The 17414-nt window shown below is 61.2% G+C and carries 19 protein-coding genes; 12 read left to right on the top strand and 7 right to left on the bottom strand.

Annotation, left to right across the window (positions count from 1 at the left end; genetic code table 11):
* Positions 1-14 precede the first annotated feature (14 nt).
* The 4 genes from accC to P0111_12915 form a co-directional block, all read right to left on the bottom strand.
* Positions 15-1439: an acetyl-CoA carboxylase biotin carboxylase subunit gene (gene accC / locus P0111_12930; GenBank protein MDF0644926.1), complete on the bottom strand. Its 1425-nt coding sequence runs from the start codon at positions 1437-1439 to the stop codon at positions 15-17.
* A 154-nt stretch (positions 1440-1593) separates the two neighbouring features.
* Positions 1594-2061: an IPT/TIG domain-containing protein gene (locus tag P0111_12925; GenBank protein MDF0644925.1), complete on the bottom strand. Its 468-nt coding sequence runs from the start codon at positions 2059-2061 to the stop codon at positions 1594-1596.
* Between the two features lie 28 nt (positions 2062-2089).
* On the bottom strand, positions 2090-2974 hold the full coding sequence (locus tag P0111_12920; GenBank protein ID MDF0644924.1) for a substrate-binding domain-containing protein: 885 nt from the start codon (positions 2972-2974) through the stop codon (positions 2090-2092).
* Between the two features lie 2 nt (positions 2975-2976).
* Positions 2977-3300, bottom strand: a complete 324-nt coding sequence (locus P0111_12915) for a zinc ribbon domain-containing protein (GenBank protein MDF0644923.1) — start codon at positions 3298-3300, stop codon at positions 2977-2979.
* A 131-nt stretch (positions 3301-3431) separates the two neighbouring features.
* On the opposite strand from P0111_12915, the gene P0111_12910 reads away from it, so the two are divergent.
* The 4 genes from P0111_12910 to P0111_12895 all read left to right on the top strand — a co-directional run bounded on the left by P0111_12910 (position 3432) and on the right by P0111_12895 (position 5382).
* Positions 3432-3608 (top strand): hypothetical protein, encoded by a 177-nt coding sequence (locus tag P0111_12910; GenBank protein ID MDF0644922.1) that lies wholly within the window; start codon positions 3432-3434, stop codon positions 3606-3608.
* A gap of 96 nt (positions 3609-3704) precedes the next feature.
* Positions 3705-3839, top strand: coding sequence for a hypothetical protein (locus P0111_12905; protein MDF0644921.1), 135 nt, complete (start codon positions 3705-3707; stop codon positions 3837-3839).
* A gap of 113 nt (positions 3840-3952) precedes the next feature.
* Positions 3953-4825, top strand: coding sequence for a DMT family transporter (locus P0111_12900; GenBank protein MDF0644920.1), 873 nt, complete (start codon positions 3953-3955; stop codon positions 4823-4825).
* Between the two features lie 83 nt (positions 4826-4908).
* A complete protein-coding gene (locus P0111_12895; GenBank protein MDF0644919.1) occupies positions 4909-5382 on the top strand; it encodes a hypothetical protein in 474 nt (157 codons plus the stop codon).
* 16 nt (positions 5383-5398) lie between these two features.
* Here P0111_12895 and P0111_12890 read toward each other — a convergent pair whose 3' ends face one another.
* Entirely contained in the window at positions 5399-6373 is a 975-nt protein-coding gene (locus P0111_12890; protein MDF0644918.1) for an acyl-CoA desaturase, read from the bottom strand.
* A gap of 391 nt (positions 6374-6764) precedes the next feature.
* On the opposite strand from P0111_12890, the gene hemE reads away from it, so the two are divergent.
* Genes hemE through P0111_12870 form a run of 4 tightly spaced genes read left to right on the top strand, consistent with a single transcriptional unit; the run spans position 6765 to position 10668 of the window.
* The gene (gene hemE, locus P0111_12885; GenBank protein MDF0644917.1) at positions 6765-7790 is read left to right on the top strand and encodes a uroporphyrinogen decarboxylase; all 1026 of its coding nucleotides are present in this window, start codon (positions 6765-6767) and stop codon (positions 7788-7790) included.
* 21 nt (positions 7791-7811) lie between these two features.
* On the top strand, positions 7812-8789 hold the full coding sequence (gene hemH / locus P0111_12880; protein MDF0644916.1) for a ferrochelatase: 978 nt from the start codon (positions 7812-7814) through the stop codon (positions 8787-8789).
* Positions 8786-10249: a protoporphyrinogen oxidase gene (gene hemG, locus P0111_12875; protein ID MDF0644915.1), complete on the top strand. Its 1464-nt coding sequence runs from the start codon at positions 8786-8788 to the stop codon at positions 10247-10249. The genes hemH and hemG overlap by 4 nt, the downstream gene beginning before the upstream one ends.
* Complete coding sequence (locus P0111_12870; GenBank protein ID MDF0644914.1) at positions 10246-10668, top strand: hypothetical protein; 423 nt, start codon at positions 10246-10248, stop codon at positions 10666-10668. The genes hemG and P0111_12870 overlap by 4 nt, the downstream gene beginning before the upstream one ends.
* Positions 10669-10670: 2 nt before the next feature.
* On the opposite strand, the gene P0111_12865 is transcribed toward P0111_12870, so the two are convergent.
* Positions 10671-11288 (bottom strand): hypothetical protein, encoded by a 618-nt coding sequence (locus P0111_12865; GenBank protein ID MDF0644913.1) that lies wholly within the window; start codon positions 11286-11288, stop codon positions 10671-10673.
* On the bottom strand, positions 11285-12139 hold the full coding sequence (mazG, locus tag P0111_12860) for a nucleoside triphosphate pyrophosphohydrolase (GenBank protein MDF0644912.1): 855 nt from the start codon (positions 12137-12139) through the stop codon (positions 11285-11287). Before mazG ends, P0111_12865 begins: the two co-directional genes overlap by 4 nt.
* A gap of 150 nt (positions 12140-12289) precedes the next feature.
* Between mazG and P0111_12855 the strand changes: the two genes are divergently transcribed.
* The 4 genes from P0111_12855 to P0111_12840 all read left to right on the top strand — a co-directional run bounded on the left by P0111_12855 (position 12290) and on the right by P0111_12840 (position 17346).
* Positions 12290-12673, top strand: a complete 384-nt coding sequence (locus P0111_12855; GenBank protein ID MDF0644911.1) for a DUF1844 domain-containing protein — start codon at positions 12290-12292, stop codon at positions 12671-12673.
* Between the two features lie 114 nt (positions 12674-12787).
* Complete coding sequence (locus P0111_12850; GenBank protein ID MDF0644910.1) at positions 12788-15133, top strand: ATP-binding protein; 2346 nt, start codon at positions 12788-12790, stop codon at positions 15131-15133.
* A 41-nt stretch (positions 15134-15174) separates the two neighbouring features.
* Positions 15175-16584: a sigma-54 dependent transcriptional regulator gene (locus P0111_12845; protein ID MDF0644909.1), complete on the top strand. Its 1410-nt coding sequence runs from the start codon at positions 15175-15177 to the stop codon at positions 16582-16584.
* A gap of 471 nt (positions 16585-17055) precedes the next feature.
* Entirely contained in the window at positions 17056-17346 is a 291-nt protein-coding gene (locus tag P0111_12840; protein MDF0644908.1) for a GIY-YIG nuclease family protein, read from the top strand.
* Positions 17347-17414: the final 68 nt, after the last annotated feature.

Below are 17414 nucleotides of genomic sequence, written 5' to 3'. Positions count from 1 at the left end.
GAGGCGCTGAGGGGTTACAGCCCTTCATAGGCCGCAATGGCGGCGGCGAGCGCCAGAACGAGATCCTCCGGCTGCTCGATTTCGTCGTAGGTGTACAAGTCCGGGTGCGTGTCGAGATAGGAGGTATCGAACCGGCCGGCGAGAAAATCCTGGTCCTCCATGATCGCTTTCATGAAGGGAATGGTCGTCTTGACTCCACGCAACACGTATTCCTCGAGTGACCGCCGCATCCGGCTCACGGTCTCCTCCCAGGTCCGGCCTCGCACGGTGAGTTTGGCGAGCAAGGCGTCGTAATACGGCGGAACGGTGTAGTCCTTGTAGACGGCGCCGTCGATCCGGACGCCGATTCCTCCCGGCGACAGGTAGGCCGTCACGGTTCCGGTACAGGGCATGAAATTGTTCTTCGGATCCTCGGCGTTGATCCGGCATTGGATGGCATGCCCCTGGAGGATGACGTCCTTCTGTTGAATGTCGAGCGGCTTGCCGGCGGCGATGGCGATCTGGTTACGGACGATGTCGATCGCGGTGATCTGCTCCGTGACCGTGTGCTCGACCTGAAGACGGGGATTCATCTCGATGAAGTAGAAGCGACCGTCCTGGTCGAGTAGAAACTCCACCGTCCCTGCGTTGTCGTAGTTGACCGCCCGGGCGATCGCGGTTGCGGCTTTGCCCATTTCGGTCCGGAGCTTGGGCGTCAGGACGAGGGAGGGCGCGATCTCGATCAACTTCTGATGCCGGCGCTGAATCGAGCAATCCCGCTCGCCCAGGTGAATGATGTTGCCGTGGCGGTCGGCCAGGATCTGGAACTCGATGTGATGGGGCCGCTCGATGTATTTTTCGATGAACAGGCTGCCGTCGCCGAATGAGGCCAGGGCCTCTCGTGCCGCGACTTCCATGTTTTCACGCAGTTCGGCATCCGAGCGCACGACGCGGAGTCCGCGCCCGCCACCGCCGGCGCTGGCCTTGATGATGACCGGATACCCGGCTTGTTTGGCGAAGGTGAGGCCCTCCCTGGCGTCCGTGATCCCGCTGTCGGTTCCCGGGACGATGGGTACACCGATTTTGCGGGCCAACTCACGAGCTTTGACCTTGCTGCCCATGGTCGTAATGGCCAGGGGGGACGGGCCGATGAACGTAATGCCTGACGCGTCGCACAGTTCGGCGAACTGCGCGTTTTCTGAGAGAAATCCGTAGCCGGGGTGGATGGCGTCGGCGCCGATGCGTTGGGCCAACTCGACGATCTGACGGCTGTCGAGAAAGCCTTTGACCGGACCGGGTCCCACAAGGTAGGCCTCGTCGGCCTTCTTGACGTAGATTCCGGTGGAGTCGGCTTCAGAATAGATGGCGGCGGTGGCGATGTTCAGCTCGCGGCATGCGCGGATGATGCGCATGGCGATTTCACCGCGATTGGCGACCAGAATCTTTCGAAACATCTTCATCCAGCTTCTTGGAATTCCCTGTCCGCAGAATTCCTTGGTCGGCCCAAAAGGAGCGAGTACGCTAGCATAGGTGGAAGAGGTCTGTCGAGGGAGTCGGAGGGCAGGCAGCGATAACAGAGCCCGGAAATTCGCGGCGATTTTCCGGGCTCGCGACCTACTTGGATTTGATGAGGAGGGGTTTCGACTGGGCGCTTCCGCCGCCGGCGACGATGATCAGGAACGACATCCCGGCCTTGGCTTCCGGAACGGTCGCTTCAATCGTCGTGTCGTTGACGAACTTGTAGTCGACCGGCGCCTTGGGCGACGCGCTGAAGGTGACGGTATGGAAGCACTCTTTCGTGCCGAAATTCTCTCCGGAGATCACCACCTTATCGCCGGGCTTGGCCTCATCCGGTTCGACTTTGGCAATCCGCGGCCGCTTGTTGCGGTCGCAGACCGGATCCTTATCGAGCTTCTCCGTGTCGGATCCCTTGATCGACTCCATGTCGTACAGCGTAAAACCCGCGCCTTCCACAATCGCGCCTTTCCCGCTCTCGTCCGCCCGAGGCGTCGAGACGAGGACGAGCAGCATGAATCCGGTCAGCATCATTATCATGAAGCCCGATGATCGCCACGTCTGCATAAGACCCTCCTTGCTATAAAAAACGAGATTAGTTCCGTGTCACGGGAACATAGGCTTCCGTAACGATCTGTTGTCCGGGGGGCGAGAGGGCAAATTGGATGAAGGCCTCGACCAGCGGGTTCGGCTCCTTCCGTGAGAGCAATAGGACCGGCCTGCGCAATGGGTAGCGGCCATCCTTGACGGTGGGTATCTCGGGCTCCACATTGTCGATCGGGAGGAGGCGGACCGCCACGCCCCCGGACACCACCGAGAGCCCTTGGCTCATGGAAATATAGGCCACGGCCGACAAGGGAGGTAAGGTGCCGACGACCGTCTTGACGACCTTGTCGTCCCTCGCGATGACCTTGGCGGTATCTGGGATCTTTCCCGTAATGCCGAGCTGCGATTCAAAGGCGTCGCGGACATTTTGATTCCGAGGCCGGTTGATCAACAGGATTTTGGTTTCGGGACCGCCGAGTTCAGACCATTCTTTGACTTTCCCGGAAAAGATATCGGCGACCTGCTGTTTGGTGACCTCTTTCGTGAAGTTCGACAAGTGCACCAGAATTCCGATGCCGTCCCATGCGATCTGCGTCGCGGCAAGTCCGCCGTCTTCGGCGCCCGTGACGGCCAGGTGCGCTTCTCCCGTTTTCACCATTTCGACGGCTTTAGAGTGATCGTCCCAGATAACGTCCACATACGCGCGCGGGTTCGCCTTTTCAAACGCACGCACCAGGAGTTCGATGATGGGCTGCTCTGGACCGTTGCCTGCGATGATCAGGTTGCCGGAGACTTCGGCCGGCGATGGGCGGACGCCGGTGAAGGTCAGGAGCAAACCGAGCCCCAGACCGACAAGGAGACCCCGGGAAGCGCCCGCCGCCGATCGAAGTCTGAACATCCGGTCGAGGAGCCTGCGCATCGCTGGTCCCGGCATGCTCAGCTTTCTTGAGAGGGCTTGGAGGTTGAGGGGGGTGTCTCAAGGCTGGAAAACAGGTCGGGAGGCGGCATCGTTCTGGTGCCCATCACCGGGGGGAGCTTCGAGAACTTGTCCATGCGTTCGTTCAGCATGTTGTACGCTTTCATCTCGGCAAACCCAGGCTTGCGCGAGCCGACGACCTTGGAGGCAAACGACGACAGCAATTTCGTCGCATCCTGAGCCTGACAGAAGGGACACACGGTGTCTTCCGCCCGCGCGTGGACCGACTGAGTCGCTTCAAAGACCTTTTCGCACTGGCCGCAACGGTATTCATAGATGGGCATGTGTTCGCTCCTGCTGGAGAATCCATCTCGGCATCGACTCTTGACCGGCTGTCGAACGATGCCGTATTGTACCACACCTGCCTGGTTCGGAGACTAGGGGTATGCGGAGCGAGTTTTGAGGAGGGTGTGCGATGGCGGTGCTGATTCGGCGGTACAAGGGGCATAACGGGATGATGCAGGAAGAGCGGATCGACGACGACGATCGGATCGAGCGCTATTTTCGCCTGTTCGAGAAAGACGACGTCAAGAAACTCGAAACCGGGGTGAAGGTATTCATCGAAAAGGATGAGTGGCAGCTCCTTCCGTAAGGCAGGCCCACCCTCTTCTGACCTCTCGTGATTTATTGGATTCACATCGCGCGCTCGATCGACCGCGTGACTTTGCATAATGAACGCTGTTCTGAGGTGCCGTCGACGCAATCGTCCACCGACTATTGGGCCGGCGGATGGTTCGACTACCCGGACAAAGAGCGCGCGCTGACGGCGATGGAGCAGGCGGGCACCACAGACCAGCGGCGGTGCCCGCTCTGCAAACCCTAAGGTACAGTTCTGAGTTATGAGTGCTGAGTGCTGCGAGTAGAGAGGTTTGGATTCAGCACTGATCATTCAGGACTCAGCACTGATCATTCCGGACTCAGCACTGCTGTACCCTCATGCCTCGACTGGCGCTCCTGCTGACAACCCTGATCTGGGGCGCGACATTCCCGGCGACAAAAGCGGCGCTGGAGCAGATTCCCCCGCTGTCGTTTCTCTTCCTTCGATTTCTCCTGGGTACGCTACTCGTCGCGGCGTGGTTTGCGGCAGTGGGCCATGGGCTGCGGCGTGAACGGGGGATTCTGCTTGCCGTCGGTATCGCCACCGTGTTTCTGTTCCTCGGCTACGTCCTCCAGACCGTCGGGTTGCAGTATACCAGCGCATCCAACAGCGCCTTCCTGACGGCCTTGTATGTGATTATGGTGCCGGTGATTCTCCGGCGATTCGATCGACGGGTCATGCTGGCCGCTTCCGTCGCCACCGTCGGATTGTGGCTCCTAGTCAAACCGAGCACGACGATGAGCCCGGGGGATCTCATGACCCTGGCCTGCGCGGCGGCCTTCGCGGCCCATATCGTGTGTCTCGAACGATTCACCCGCCTGTTCGATGCACCGTCGCTCCTTCTCTGGCAGATGACGGCGATGACGCTGCTGCTCGTGCCAATGATGTGGTGGGAGCGGGCGTCTCCCGAGGCCTTCGCTCCCACCTCCGTGTTGCTGATCGGACTGGGAGTGACCGGTGTATTGGCGACCGGCGCTTTTGCCGTTCAGATGTGGGCGCAACAGTTGATTCCCGCGCAACAGGTGGCGCTGGTGTTTGCCTCGGAGCCGGCTTACGCCGCCTGGCTCGCCTGGTATTTTCTGGGAGAGACACTGGATGCTCGAGGATGGGTCGGCAGCGGTATGATCTTGGTCGCTGTCGTGATCGGAGCCTTTGCATCGAGCGGGCAGCAGCCGGCATCGCAAGCCGTAGAGCCAGCATATGGCGATTGAAGCAATGTTGAGACCGGAGCGCCGAGTAGCGAGATGCGGTCATCGCCTCTCGGCACTCAGCACTCAGGACTTCCATTGGAGACATGATGGCGCAGAAGTTCGGCAATGGGCGTTGGGTACGGGAAGGGTTTCTCGACAATCGGATTGAAGGGACCGTCGTCGGGCGGATCGTGCTCGCGGCCGTGGGACCCGTGGACCTGTTCCTGAGAGGAAACTTCAAGGCAGACATTGCCGGGGAAATGATCGAGTTCCGCAATCGGCGCTTCGAGGAGGACGACACGGCGGCTCAGGTCATCGGCGACATGGAGAATCCGCAGATCGGTACGGTGAACCTGATTTCATTCGATCCGCATCCCAACCTCGCCCCGCATCCGTACGTCGAATGGTTTTCTGACCGGTCGAATCACTACCGCTTCGAACTGGATCCGGATGACGCATGGGTGATAGCGGAGGAGAGGCGTGGTGCGATCGATGCCCAAAGCCGGGAGATCCGGGAAGCGCTGGCCGGTCGTGTCGTTGACCGGCCGCGCTCCGACGAAGAGTCCGAATGGATCTAGAGAAGGGGAAGTCTGGTCAGACGGCGAGCGCTTCCTGTTTGCTCTTTTGCTCGCGCACATAGATCGGGACTTCCTTGATGTCCCAGACCAGCCCGAGCCATTCCATCACCTTCAAGCCGTAATAGGTGATGTCGATTTCCCACCAGTAGAATCCCTGCCTCGTCGAAGCGGGATAGTAGTGATGGTTGTTGTGCCATCCTTCACCGAGTGTGATGAGCGCGAGAATGAAGTTGTTGCGGCTGTCGTCTCCGGTTTCGTAGCGCTGCGAGCCATAAACGTGGGACAGAGAGTTGATCGTACAGGTTCCGTGGACTAATGCCACCGTCGAGACGAAGAACCCCCAGATCAACATCTGAGGCCCGTTCGTTCCCAGTTCCGGCGCGTAGATTTCGAGCAGCTTACCCAGGCCGAACATCCCGAATCCCGCCATAGTCGGCACGAGAATATCGAATCGATCGAGGAAACGCAGCTCGGGAAACTTTGCAAAATCGGCGATCGCCTTCAGGCGTGGAGGAAAATGCGTCTGCGAGGTGAACCACCCCATATGCGACCACAGAAAGCCCCCGTGACGCGGAGAATGGACGTCGTCTTTCGTGTCGGAGGCGATGTGATGATGGCGATGATGGCCGGCCCACCAGAGCGGTCCGCGCTGGGCGCAGGATCCGCCCAAGACCGCGAAGGCGAACTGGCAAGCCCGGGTCGTCTTGAATGAGCGATGGGAAAAGTACCGGTGATACCAGCCGGTGATCGCGAACATCCGAACGACATAAAAGGCGGCGGCGACCGCCACGGCGATCCAGCTGACTCCCACCCAGATCACACCCAGGCACATCAGGTGGACGGCAATGAGAGGGATGCAACGGAACCAGTCCATCTTCGGGGTCCCGTCCGTCTTCATATACTCAAGTCCGGCCCACGAGTCGAACCAGCGGAGAAACGTGAACCAGAGGAGCTGGGCCTTGGTCGGGCGCAAGATGCGAACGTCGGACATTCGGGTACCTCCAGCTAAGTCCGACAGAGCATCCGCCGGACACACACGACATCTCGTATGGCTCAATGGAACCGCGGCAGCTGTTGGCGAATCACAAGGCAGGCCGCAGAAGCCGGGTCACGAGGAAGCTTCACGTACCGCTTTCTCGAACCCTGTCGATGACGGGAGCACATTATACATGTAATGGAGTGCAAATGGTACCAGGCAATTCATGCTTCCACACCCACATGCAAGTCATTCTACTTGAACGGGATTTCCTGTCCACTAATCCGCCGAACCTTCGACGCTTACCGTGGGCCGGCTGTCGGGATGGAGCGTGGCGGCCAGTGTCCGGGTCGGCGCGATGCCATTTGACACGTTCCGCAGGCCCCTCCTAGAATGCCGCACGGTGATGAACGATCGATTTCTCAAAGCCTGTCGACGTGAGCCGGTCGATTGCACCCCCGTCTGGTTCATGCGGCAAGCGGGCCGCTACATGGCCGAATATCGCTCGCTTCGGGCGAAGCATTCCATGCTCGAGCTATGCAAGATCCCCGAACTGGCGGCGCAAGTGACGCTGCAACCGATCGAACGCTTTCCTCTCGACGCCGCAATCATCTTCGCCGACATCCTACTGCCGCTCGAAGCGATGGGGCTGCATCTGGAATTTGCCGAAGGGGAAGGCCCAATCATCCATAACCCGGTGCGAGAACGAGCGGATGTCGAGCGCCTGCGGGTCATCGAGGGCGAAGAGTTGGAATACGTGGCCGAAGCCATTCGGCAGGCACGCCGGGCGTTGCGGGGCAGGGTGCCGCTGATCGGCTTTGCGGGAGCCCCGTTCACCCTGGCGAGCTATGCCATCGAGGGTGGGGGATCGCGCAACTACGTCCTGACGAAGTCGATCATGTATCGGGAGCCGGATCTTTGGCACAGGCTGATGGACAAGCTGGCGCGCGTGGTCGTGGGCTATCTCCGCCGTCAGATCCGAGCGGGGGCCCAGGCGGTCCAGTTGTTCGACAGCTGGGTGGGCTGCCTGTCGGCCGGTGACTACACGGAGTATGTGCTCCCCCACGTGCAACTCATCTTCGAAGGACTGAAGCGTGAACAGGTCCCCTTGATCCATTTCGGCACGGGAACGACCGCCATTTTAAAGCACATGCGGGAAGCGGGCGGAGACGTCATCGGCGTCGATTGGCGCGTGCCGCTGGATGAGGCCTGGTCCATGATCGGCCATGACCGGGCCGTGCAGGGGAATCTGGACCCTGTCGCCTTGTACGGTCCGCTCGGCGAGATCGAGCGGCGGGTGGAGGATATCCTGCGTCGTGCGGGGGGGCGGAACGGTCATATTTTCAATCTGGGCCACGGCATCCTGCCGACGACGCCCGTCGAGCACGTCGAAGCCGCCGTCAGCATGGTTCACAAGCTGAGCATGAGGTAGGGCCGGAGCGGCCCTTTCGGGGTGGACGGCGGACGGGACAAAGAGGGGATCGTGACCGGCGCGCAACGTCCTATCGCCGTGTTGTTGATGGCGATGGGAGGGCCCGATAAGTTGGAAAACGTGGAGCCGTTTTTGCTCGACGTGCGCGGCGGGCGCCCGACGCCGCCGGATCTGGTCGAAGAAATCCGCAGGCGATATCGTGCCACCGGCGGCAAGTCTCCCGCGGTCGGCATCACGCAGGCGGTGGCGGCCCGCCTCGAACGGCGGCTGAACGAGTCGCGCGGACGCTATCGCGTATACGTCGGGCTGCGTCACTGGCACCCGTTCATTCGAGAGACCTATGCGGAGTTGTTGCGCGATGAGCCGGAGCGCGTCATCGGCCTCTGCATGGCGCCGCAGCAATCGTCGTTGAGCACCGGGGCCTATCGCAACAAAGTGGAGGAAGCCCGGAGCGCTCTCGGGGACAGCTGCCCAGTGAGCTACGTGGGTAGCTGGCATCGGCACCCCCGTCTCATCGACGCCATTGCGGATCACATTCAGCAGACTCTCGAGCTGTTTCCCTCCGACGTGAGATCCACCATTCCCGTGCTGTTCACGGCGCACAGTCTGCCGGAGCGGATCGTGGCGATGGACGATCCCTATCCGGAGGAAGTACGGGGCACGGTGGCGGCCGTGACCGCACGGTTGGGCGGCCAACCGACCTGCTTTGCCTATCAAAGCCAGGGTCGGTCAGGAGAGAAATGGTTGGGTCCGACGGTCGAATCTATGGTCCATGAGCTGAGCCGAGCCGGTCAGCGGCAGGTGCTGGTCGCTCCGATCGGCTTCCTGTGCGACCATGTCGAAACCCTGTACGACATCGACATCGAATTGCGACAGCTGGCCGCCGGTCTCGGCCTGCGCCTCGAGCGCATGCCCATGCTCAACGATTCGCCGGCACTGGTGGAGACGTTGATCGACGTACTGGCGGCCCATGAATCTTCGCTGACGCTCACGTCGTGACCGCGCCCAAGACCGTCGCCATCGTCGGGGGAGGTATCGCGGGGCTGGCCTCGGCGTTTGCCCTCCTTGAGCGCTCGGCGCAGGCGGGCGTGCCGATCGCCTGCACGGTCCTTGAGCGCAGTCCGTCTTGGGGCGGGAAGATCGTGACTCACCGGGTCGGTGACCTGGTCACAGAAGCCGGCCCCGACTCGTTTCTGTCTCAAAAGCCCGCCGGTCTGCAGCTCATCGACAAGCTCGGTCTCATCGATCAGTTGATCGGCACCAATAAGACGGCGACGAAAGCCTGCGTGTATTCGCGCGGCCGCCTTCGCGAATTGCCGGAAGGGCTGGTGGTCATCGCTCCCGGCCAAATCGGCCCGTTTCTCCGAAGCGGTCTATTGAGCCCCGCCGGACTGCTTCGCATGGGGGCGGACATCGTCCTACCGGCCAAACGGTCGCCGGAGGACGAATCCCTCGCCTCCTTCTTCCGTCGTCGATTCGGCCGTCAGGCGTTCGAACGAATGATGGAGCCGCTGATGGCCGGCATCTATGCCGGAGACGCTCAACAGTTGAGCATCAGGGCCACGTTCCCGCGGTTTTCCGAACTCGAGCGGACACACGGCAGCGTCATCCGCGGAATGCTCGCGACGAGGGCCGATGCCTCCGGCGCGCAGGCGGCCGGACCGAAGCGGACGATGTTCGTGAGTCTCAGGAACGGATTGGAAGATCTGGTCACCGCGCTTCGCCGGTCGTTGACGGATCGGGGCGTGATGTTGCGAAGCGGCACCTCCGTGGAATCGCTCCGGGTGCGATCCCATGAGCTGGGCCGGTGGACCTACGATGTGATGCTGAGCGGAGGCGGAGCGCTGTCGGTCGACGGGGTGATCTTGGCGACCCCCGCGTTCATTTCAGCGGAGTTGCTCCGGCCGTTGACACCGATTGCGGGCGGCCTGCTGGAGAGGATTCCCTACGCCTCGACGGCGACCGTCGCAATGGCGTATCCTGCGACCGCGGTGGGGCGGTGCGTGCAGGGCTTCGGTTTCGTCGTTCCCCGCGTCGAGCAGCGTGATCTGATCGCGGCGACGTGGACGTCGCTGAAATGGCCCCACCGCGCCCCGGCCGACCAGGTGCTGATTCGTTGCTATCTCGGAGGCGCGGGGCGGGAAGCGGTGTTGGAGCTGGACGATCAAGCGCTGGTCGCTCGGGTTCGCGCCGAGTTGCGGCATATCAGCGGACTCATCGCCGAGCCGACCTATGTCGAGGTCAATCGCTGGATCAAGGCGATGCCGCAGTATGTGCTCGGACATCTGGAGCGGCTCGAGCAGATTGAGGCGGCGCTCAGCCGGTTCGGTGGGCTGGTGCTGACCGGCTCGGCGTATCGGGGGGTTGGCATTCCCGATTGCATCCGCGACGGATCGGTCGCGGCCGACCGCGTCGTCCGATATCTGTCGGGAGAACGAGTAAGAGGTGGGGAGACGTGAAAACCATGGCGACGGACAACAAATTGACCGTGCTCGAGGTCAGCGGCCCCTTTCGTGAGCCGAGAGAGCCGGTGTTCTCATATGACTATGCAGTCCAACGGGCATCATGGAGCATGCCGCACGCCGTGCGGGTCAAGGTCGCGATCGCCGAAGAGTTGGACGTTGTCAAGGGCCGATTGCTCGGCCAAGTCACCGGCACGCCGGGTCAGCAGCTCCTGATCGCACGAGCGCTCTCGCGGCGGATCGCCGACGAAAAGCTCAAGATCGCGGAAGCCGAAGGCACTCTGTCGGATCGACGTGACGTCATCATCGAGCCGTTCACCGGGCCGCAGGCGCATCTCTTCGTCAAGCTGGACGCCTGGCTCGACCGTGAAGGTCAGGCCTTGTTGGCCGAAGTGAAGAAGCGTGCCAATGTCTGAAGTCAGAAGATTTTTCGATAGTGCTTAGAATGGACGCCCGATTCGTCGGCGAACCCGACGGAGCCGCTGTCGGGGGCGCCCGTATTGTGGAGGTCGATGCGGTAGTGACCTCTGATCTCCTCCATGGCCACTTCGAACGGGACCGCATCCGGATAGAGTCCGCCCGGCGCATGGGCGCCGCGCGTGAGGGTCTTGAGCACGTCCGCCTTGGCGTACTTGGCGTCGGAGGTCACGTAAATGTCGGCCACGGCATGGTCGCCCAGCTTGTGGCCCGGCGTCGTGGCCGGGATCAGATCCGACAATGAGCCTGCGAGTCGTTCCTTTCTAAGTCGCTTCAACAGGCCCACGATCTGACTTTCGGTGGCCTGTGTCGGGACGACCAGGCTGACGGCGTTCATGTCGGGCACCGTAGCCTCGACCTTGAAGATGACCGGCGCGGCTTCTGGATCCTCGATCATCGGCATGGCCGGTCCTTCGGTGCCGGCCGCCTGCTTGTTCTTGGAACTCGGCACGATCAGCGCCACGAACAGCCACAAGCCGAGCAGGACGCTGAACACCACGATGAGCGGATGGATGCCAGCCCGCTTGCCTTCTTGGTATGGTTCCGGCTGATCATTCATGCAGGACCGTCCTGGGCGTGATTCGAGCCGCTTTGTTTGGCGGCCTCCCACAAGCGGTTCATTTCGTCGAATGACAACTCCCCCACGGTTCGTCCGGATCGAGCCGCCTCGCGCTCGATGAACCGGAAGCGTTCGACGAAGCGGTTGACGGAGAGACGAAGCGCGTCTTCGGGATTGACCTTCACGAATCGGGCGAGATTCACCAGTGAGAACAGGACGTCGCCGAATTCCGCGACGATCTCCCGTTGTCGCGAAGAGATCGCTCCGTCCGTAGCCGGCAGACGCAGGACCTCGCGCAGCTCCCGGATTTCTTCCTCGATCTTGGTAAGGACCTGATCGAAGCCGCTCTGGTCATGGCTCCAGTCGAAACCCACCCTGGAGGCTCGAGCCTGGATCTGATAGGCCCGCAGCAGCGCCGGCAGCGCGACGGGCACGCCGTCCAACACGGAGTCGGGACGTCCCGCCGCCTGCCGTTCCGCCTTCTTGATGTCTTCCCAGCGGGTCACGACCTGGTCGGCATTGAGGGGCGTCGTATCGTTCGTTCCTGCGGCGAACACGTGCGGATGCCGTCGAACCAATTTGTCCGCCAGCCGGTCCATGACGTCGTCCAGGGTGAAGGTGCCGTTCTCCGACGCGATCTGGCCATGAAAGAGGATCTGGAGCAGCACGTCGCCCAATTCCTCCGGCAGCTTCGCGCGGTCGTGATGATCGATCGCGTCCAGCACTTCGTAGGTTTCTTCAAGCAGGTAAGGCTTGAGGGATTCGTGGGTCTGTTTGCGATCCCACGGACAACCCTCCGGCGCCCGCAGGGCCGCCATCAGCTCTGCCAATTTATCGAACCGTTCGGACATGCTCGGTCTCGCGGTGGTAAGGATAACGCGAGCGACATTATACCCGGTTCCACCGACGCTTCAATGAGCCGGCGCGCCTTGCGCGCCTTCAGAACCCTATGATAGGGTAATTTCCCGCGTGCGAGCGCGCGAAGCGTTCTGGACTTGCCTATGGCCACCGAGAAGGAAGAGGGATTCGTCGTTCGGGATCGCCGCGGGAGCGGATCGACAGAGAAGACTCCCGCCACGCCTCCCCAGACGGAATCGCCCGGCGATGTTTCACCGGAACCGGGGCAGGCTCCCAACCTCCCGGTGACGTTCGCGTCCTTCGTCATTTCTCTCGGAAGCTCTTCGTTGATGCTCATGGGGGAGAAGTTCGATCCTCAACAGCCGGCCATGCCCGTCAACCTGCCTCAGGCCAAGGAAATCATCGATCTCCTGTCGATTCTGGAAGAGAAGACCGCCGGGAACCTCACGACCGAAGAGCAAGCGGTCTTGCGCGACATGCTCTACGCGCTGCGTATGAAATACGTCAGCCTGAGTGCCGGGAAGTAACCTTCGTCCGGCATCCGATCCGTACCCGCGACGTTTTGAGACCAGCGAATAAATCCGCTATAGTAAGCAGTCTTGACTCTTCGTCCCAGGGATCGTACGCCTGGGAGGTCGGCGATGAATAACCTTCAAAAGCAAACCGGATCTCCGATGTGGCCTGCTTCCGAGCACCCTGAGGCGGCGGAACTGAGGATCCAGGAGGATGTTCCCCTTCGGCCGATGGGCGTGGCGCACGCTGTGCTGGAGCCGGAACGCCGCAAGCGCAGTTTTTTTCGGCCGGTTCCCGTCGTCTTCCTGCTCTTATTGTGCTGCCTCTCGCTGACCTTCTACTACACCCAAGTCGTCGTCCCGGGAGGAGAGGACAGTGATTCGTTCATTCCGACGACCAGTTACGCGCTCGTGCTCCTCCTGATCAACCTCGACCTGATCGGGGTGGTCGTTCTGCTCCTGCTCCTGTCCCGCAACCTGATCAAGGCCTACTTCGAGCGACGGCATCGGCTCATCGGCTCCGGGTTCCGGACCAAGCTCGTGGCGGCCTTCATCGGCTTCTCGTTGATTCCTACGGTGTTGCTCGCCCTCGTCGCGAGCGGGTTGGTCAATAAGGCGGTGGACGTGTGGTTCAGCGACCAGATCGATCGGGTCATGCGCGACTCGTATGAAGTGGCCCGCATGCAGCACGCCGGTCACATTACGCTGGCGGTCAACAGCGCACGAGCGATCAGTCATGAAATCTTCCGCGAAGACCTCCTGTTGCCGGCGCAGCGAGACATTCTGATCTCGGCCATGGCGCGCAAGCGGGTGGAATTCGGCGTGGCGGGCATCGAAGTCTATTCGGCCAAGATGGAGACCCTCACGAAGTCGCTGGATCCGGAGGTGCCGGCCGGGGTCCTGGATCTGCCGGTGGGTCAGTTGGTGCTCCAGGCGATCAACGGTAAGCAAGAGACCAATACGGTCCAGGAAGCGCAGACGGGACGGCTGGTCAGAGCCGCAGCTCCCATTGCCGCCAGCGGTCGCGGCGGCGAGGTCGGCGGCGTCGTCCTCGTCGATGCCTACGTCCCCGAATCGCTGCTGGCAAAAATGGACGGGATCGGGCGGCAGTACGAGGAATACAAACAGATCAAGGCGATGAAGAATCCGATCAAGGCCGGCGCATATTTGTTCGTGGCGGTGATCACGGTCCTAATTCTCTTCGGCGCGACCTGGTTCGGCTTTTACGTGGCGCGGAGCATCACCGTGCCGATCCAGCGGTTGGCCGAGGCCACGGAAGCCATCGCTCAAGGTGATCTGTCGGTGCGGATCGACGCCAAGGCCACGGACGAAATCGGCACGCTCATCGAGTCCTTCAACCGTATGACCACGGACCTCCAGAGCGGCAAATCCGCGATCGAAGCCGCCAACGTCTCGCTGCGCCAGAACAACCTGGAACTGGACCGGCGTCGCGCCTACATCGAAACGGTCGTGGCGACCATCGCGGCGGGCCTTCTGTCGATCGGGAAGAACGGGATCATCATGAATTTCAATCCGTCGGGCGAGAGGATCCTGGGGATCTCGGCCGACCGGTTCCACGGCCGGTCCGCGAACGAGGTGTTCAAGGAGTTCGGACTTGCCCTGTTTCAGACCCTCTATGACCGCATGCTGGTGGATCAACGGGACGACCTGACGATGGACGGGACAGCGGAGGTTGAGGGCAAGTTCCTGACGATCGCGCTGCACGGCTCCAGGATGAAGGACGAAATGAATCAGGACTTGGGCATCGTCTTGGTGTTCGAGGATCTGACGGAGTTGCTGAAGGCCCAAAAGGTGGCGGCTTGGCAGGAGGTCGCCCGCCGAGTTGCCCATGAAATCAAGAATCCGCTGACCCCGATCCAGTTGTCCGCACAGCGTATGCGGAAGAAGTTTTTTGAAAAGGCCTCGGATTTCGAACGTGTGTTCGACGAATCGACGAACGTGATCGTCAATGAGGTCACCAGCCTGAAGCACATGGTCGACGAGTTCTCCAAGTTCGCCAGACTTCCCGCGCCGCAGCTGGTGCAGCAGTCGCTGTACGACGTGATCAACGAGGTGGTCGCCCTGTATCGAGGCGCCCACAAGGACGTTGAATTGATCGTCTCGCTGGACGAAGATCTGCCTCCGTTGAAGTTCGACTGGGAACAGATCAAACGAGTGCTGGTGAATCTGCTCGACAATTCCATTCAGGCGATGAGTCAGAAGGGTCGGGTATGGCTCACCACCCAGTACGATACGAAACGGCGCCGCGCCGTGGTGAGCATCGCCGACGAGGGGACCGGCATCGCCTTGGAAGACCAGGAAAAGCTGTTCGTGCCGTATTTCACGAGAAAGAAAACCGGAACCGGGCTGGGATTGGCCATCGTCCGTCGCATCATCACGGACCACGAAGGGCATATCCAGGCCGGCAACAATCATCCCAAGGGCGCGATCTTTACGTTTGAATTGCCGGTGTGATCGGTGAGGGGTAAGGCGTAGAAGTGAGGGGGTAAGGGGTTATGTCGGCTTCGATTTTACTGGTGGACGACGAGGAGGCGATTCTGTCTTCCCTCAGCAGCATTCTGCTGGACGAAGGGTACGAGGTGGCGGCGGTGAAGAGCGGCGGCGAGGCGTTGAAGATTTTCACGACGGACCCGCCCGATCTCATGCTGCTCGATATCTGGATGCCCGAAATGGACGGGCTGGAAACCTTGAAGCGCGTGCGCGAGTTGATGCCCACGGCCCAGGTGATGATGATGTCGGGCCACGGGTCGATCGAGACGGCCGTCAAAGCCATCAAGCTCGGGGCCTACGACTACATCGAGAAGCCGCTGTCGCTCGAGAACGTCACGCTTCGCGTCAAACACGCGCTCGATCAGCACCGACTGGAGCAGGAGAATCGATCCCTGCGCACGAAAGTGCAGCGGCGGTTCGAGCTCGTCGGACACTCGCCGGCGATGAAGCAACTTCGTCAATTGATCGAGACCGCCGGACCGACCAACAGCCGGGTCTTGATCGGCGGAGAGAACGGAACGGGCAAAGAACTGGTGGCGCGGGGAATCCACCAGCACAGCGCGCGAGCCGATCGCCCCTTCGTCGCCGTCAATTGCGCCGCCATTCCTGAAACGTTGATCGAGAGCGAGCTGTTCGGCCACGAAAAGGGCTCCTTCAGCGGCGCCACTTCGATGAAGCGGGGTCAGTTCGAGCAGGCGGACGGGGGAACGCTGTTTTTGGACGAGATCGGCGACATGAGTCTGAGCACGCAGGCCAAGGTGTTGCGCGCCTTGCAGGAGCAGCAGTTCAACCGGGTCGGCGGCACGAAGTTGATGAAGGTCGACGTTCGCGTCCTCGCCGCGTCGAACAAGGATCTCTTGAAAGAGATCGAGAAGGGCGCCTTTCGGGAAGACCTCTTCTATCGGTTGAACGTGGTGCCGATCGTGGTGCCGCCCCTTCGCGAGCGTCGAGAAGATATTCCGCTGCTGATCCGGCATTTTCTCAAGCTGCACGGGGAGGAGCAGGGCCTGCGGATGAAAGACATCACCCCGGACGCGATGGCGGTCTTTGAGCAGTACGAATGGCCGGGAAACATTCGGGAGCTGGGCAATCTGGTCGAGCGGCTGATGATCATCGTGCCGGGAGCGACGATCGATGCGGCGCAGGCCACGATGGCCTTGCAGGTGCGTCCCTCCGGCCCCGCTGCCCAAGCAGCTTCGACCGCGGCGGCCTTGCCCGCGGTGAGTGCGTTGCTGGGACAATCCTTCGATTCGCTCCGGGATGCCCGCAACGCGTTTGAGAAGGAGTACATTGGGCGCAAGCTGCGGGAGCATCACTGGAACATCTCGCGCACGGCCGAGGATCTAAGAATCGAGCGGAGTCATCTGCACCGCAAGATCAAGCTGCTCGATGTGGAGATGCGGCCGGAAGGATAGAGGGGGTAGATCCGTCGCAGCGGGTCCTGTCGCGGCAAACAGCCCCACCGTGCTCACTCCACCCATCCCCCAGCGGGGCCCTTCCGTTGCGCGCGGTGGGGCGCCCCGTTCGCCGCACCACCCGCTGCGGTTTCCCAGGTCTGGCCGACTGACATCTCCGGGGCGTGCCCAGTCTTGACTCTTGTTATTGCGTTTCAATTTTGAGATAGGTTCTAGTGTTGTGTCCCAGCAGTCCGTTCGTGGTGAGCCCTTCGACTGGCTCAGGACAGGCCTGTCGAACCATGAACGGAACTATAGGAAACTCGACGCCCTTCGACCGGCTCAGGACAGTCCCTTCGACCAACCAACCGTTCGTCCTGAGGCTCTCGAAGGAGACGGTTGGTCTTCTCAGGACTGACCCTGCGACTGGCTCAGGGCGAACGGATCATGAACAAATTTGTGGGGCGCTACATCTAGTGCCGGGTAAGCTCCATGAGTTTCTGGGTGTATATCGTGCGCTGCGCCGACGGGTCGTATTACACCGGGCATACCGATGATCTAGACAGGCGTCTGGCCGAACACCATGCCGGCCAAGTCTCCGGCTTCACGGCGACGAGACGCCCGGTGACGCTCTTATTCTCCGAGGTCTTTTCAACCCGAGAGGAGGCCTTGGCTTCTGAACAACGCATCAAGGGCTGGAGCCGCAAGAAAAAGGAAGCCATGCTGCGAGGGGATTGGGCGGAAGTCTCTCGGTTGGCGAGAGGCGAGCGTTCGGCTCGGTGAACTCACTGCAGGCAGTTCGACAAGCTCACGGAAGTCGGTTCGACACCCTCACCCCGGACTCTGATCAG

The sequence above is a fragment of the Nitrospira sp. genome (assembly GCA_029194535.1).
Lineage (GTDB): Bacteria > Nitrospirota > Nitrospiria > Nitrospirales > Nitrospiraceae > Nitrospira_C.
Note: the sequence above shows the minus strand (reverse complement) of the source record. Positions and strands in the feature narration are given on the sequence as shown.

Bases quoted from the DNA above. Each gene is read 5' to 3' on its own strand.
- P0111_12845 (MDF0644909.1), top strand. From the start codon at position 15,175: ATGTCGGCTTCGATTTTACTGGTGGACGACGAGGAGGCGATTCTGTCT.
- P0111_12920 (MDF0644924.1), bottom strand. From the start codon at position 2,974: ATGCCGGGACCAGCGATGCGCAGGCTCCTCGACCGGATGTTCAGACTT.
- P0111_12840 (MDF0644908.1), top strand. From the start codon at position 17,056: ATGAGTTTCTGGGTGTATATCGTGCGCTGCGCCGACGGGTCGTATTAC.
- P0111_12865 (MDF0644913.1), bottom strand. From the start codon at position 11,288: ATGAATGATCAGCCGGAACCATACCAAGAAGGCAAGCGGGCTGGCATC.
- P0111_12855 (MDF0644911.1), top strand. From the start codon at position 12,290: ATGGCCACCGAGAAGGAAGAGGGATTCGTCGTTCGGGATCGCCGCGGG.
- P0111_12925 (MDF0644925.1), bottom strand. From the start codon at position 2,061: ATGCAGACGTGGCGATCATCGGGCTTCATGATAATGATGCTGACCGGA.
- mazG (MDF0644912.1), bottom strand. From the start codon at position 12,139: ATGTCCGAACGGTTCGATAAATTGGCAGAGCTGATGGCGGCCCTGCGG.
- P0111_12915 (MDF0644923.1), bottom strand. From the start codon at position 3,300: ATGCCCATCTATGAATACCGTTGCGGCCAGTGCGAAAAGGTCTTTGAA.
- hemE (MDF0644917.1), top strand. From the start codon at position 6,765: ATGAACGATCGATTTCTCAAAGCCTGTCGACGTGAGCCGGTCGATTGC.
- P0111_12890 (MDF0644918.1), bottom strand. From the start codon at position 6,373: ATGTCCGACGTTCGCATCTTGCGCCCGACCAAGGCCCAGCTCCTCTGG.
- P0111_12910 (MDF0644922.1), top strand. From the start codon at position 3,432: ATGGCGGTGCTGATTCGGCGGTACAAGGGGCATAACGGGATGATGCAG.
- P0111_12850 (MDF0644910.1), top strand. From the start codon at position 12,788: ATGAATAACCTTCAAAAGCAAACCGGATCTCCGATGTGGCCTGCTTCC.
- accC (MDF0644926.1), bottom strand. From the start codon at position 1,439: ATGAAGATGTTTCGAAAGATTCTGGTCGCCAATCGCGGTGAAATCGCC.
- P0111_12900 (MDF0644920.1), top strand. From the start codon at position 3,953: ATGCCTCGACTGGCGCTCCTGCTGACAACCCTGATCTGGGGCGCGACA.
- P0111_12895 (MDF0644919.1), top strand. From the start codon at position 4,909: ATGATGGCGCAGAAGTTCGGCAATGGGCGTTGGGTACGGGAAGGGTTT.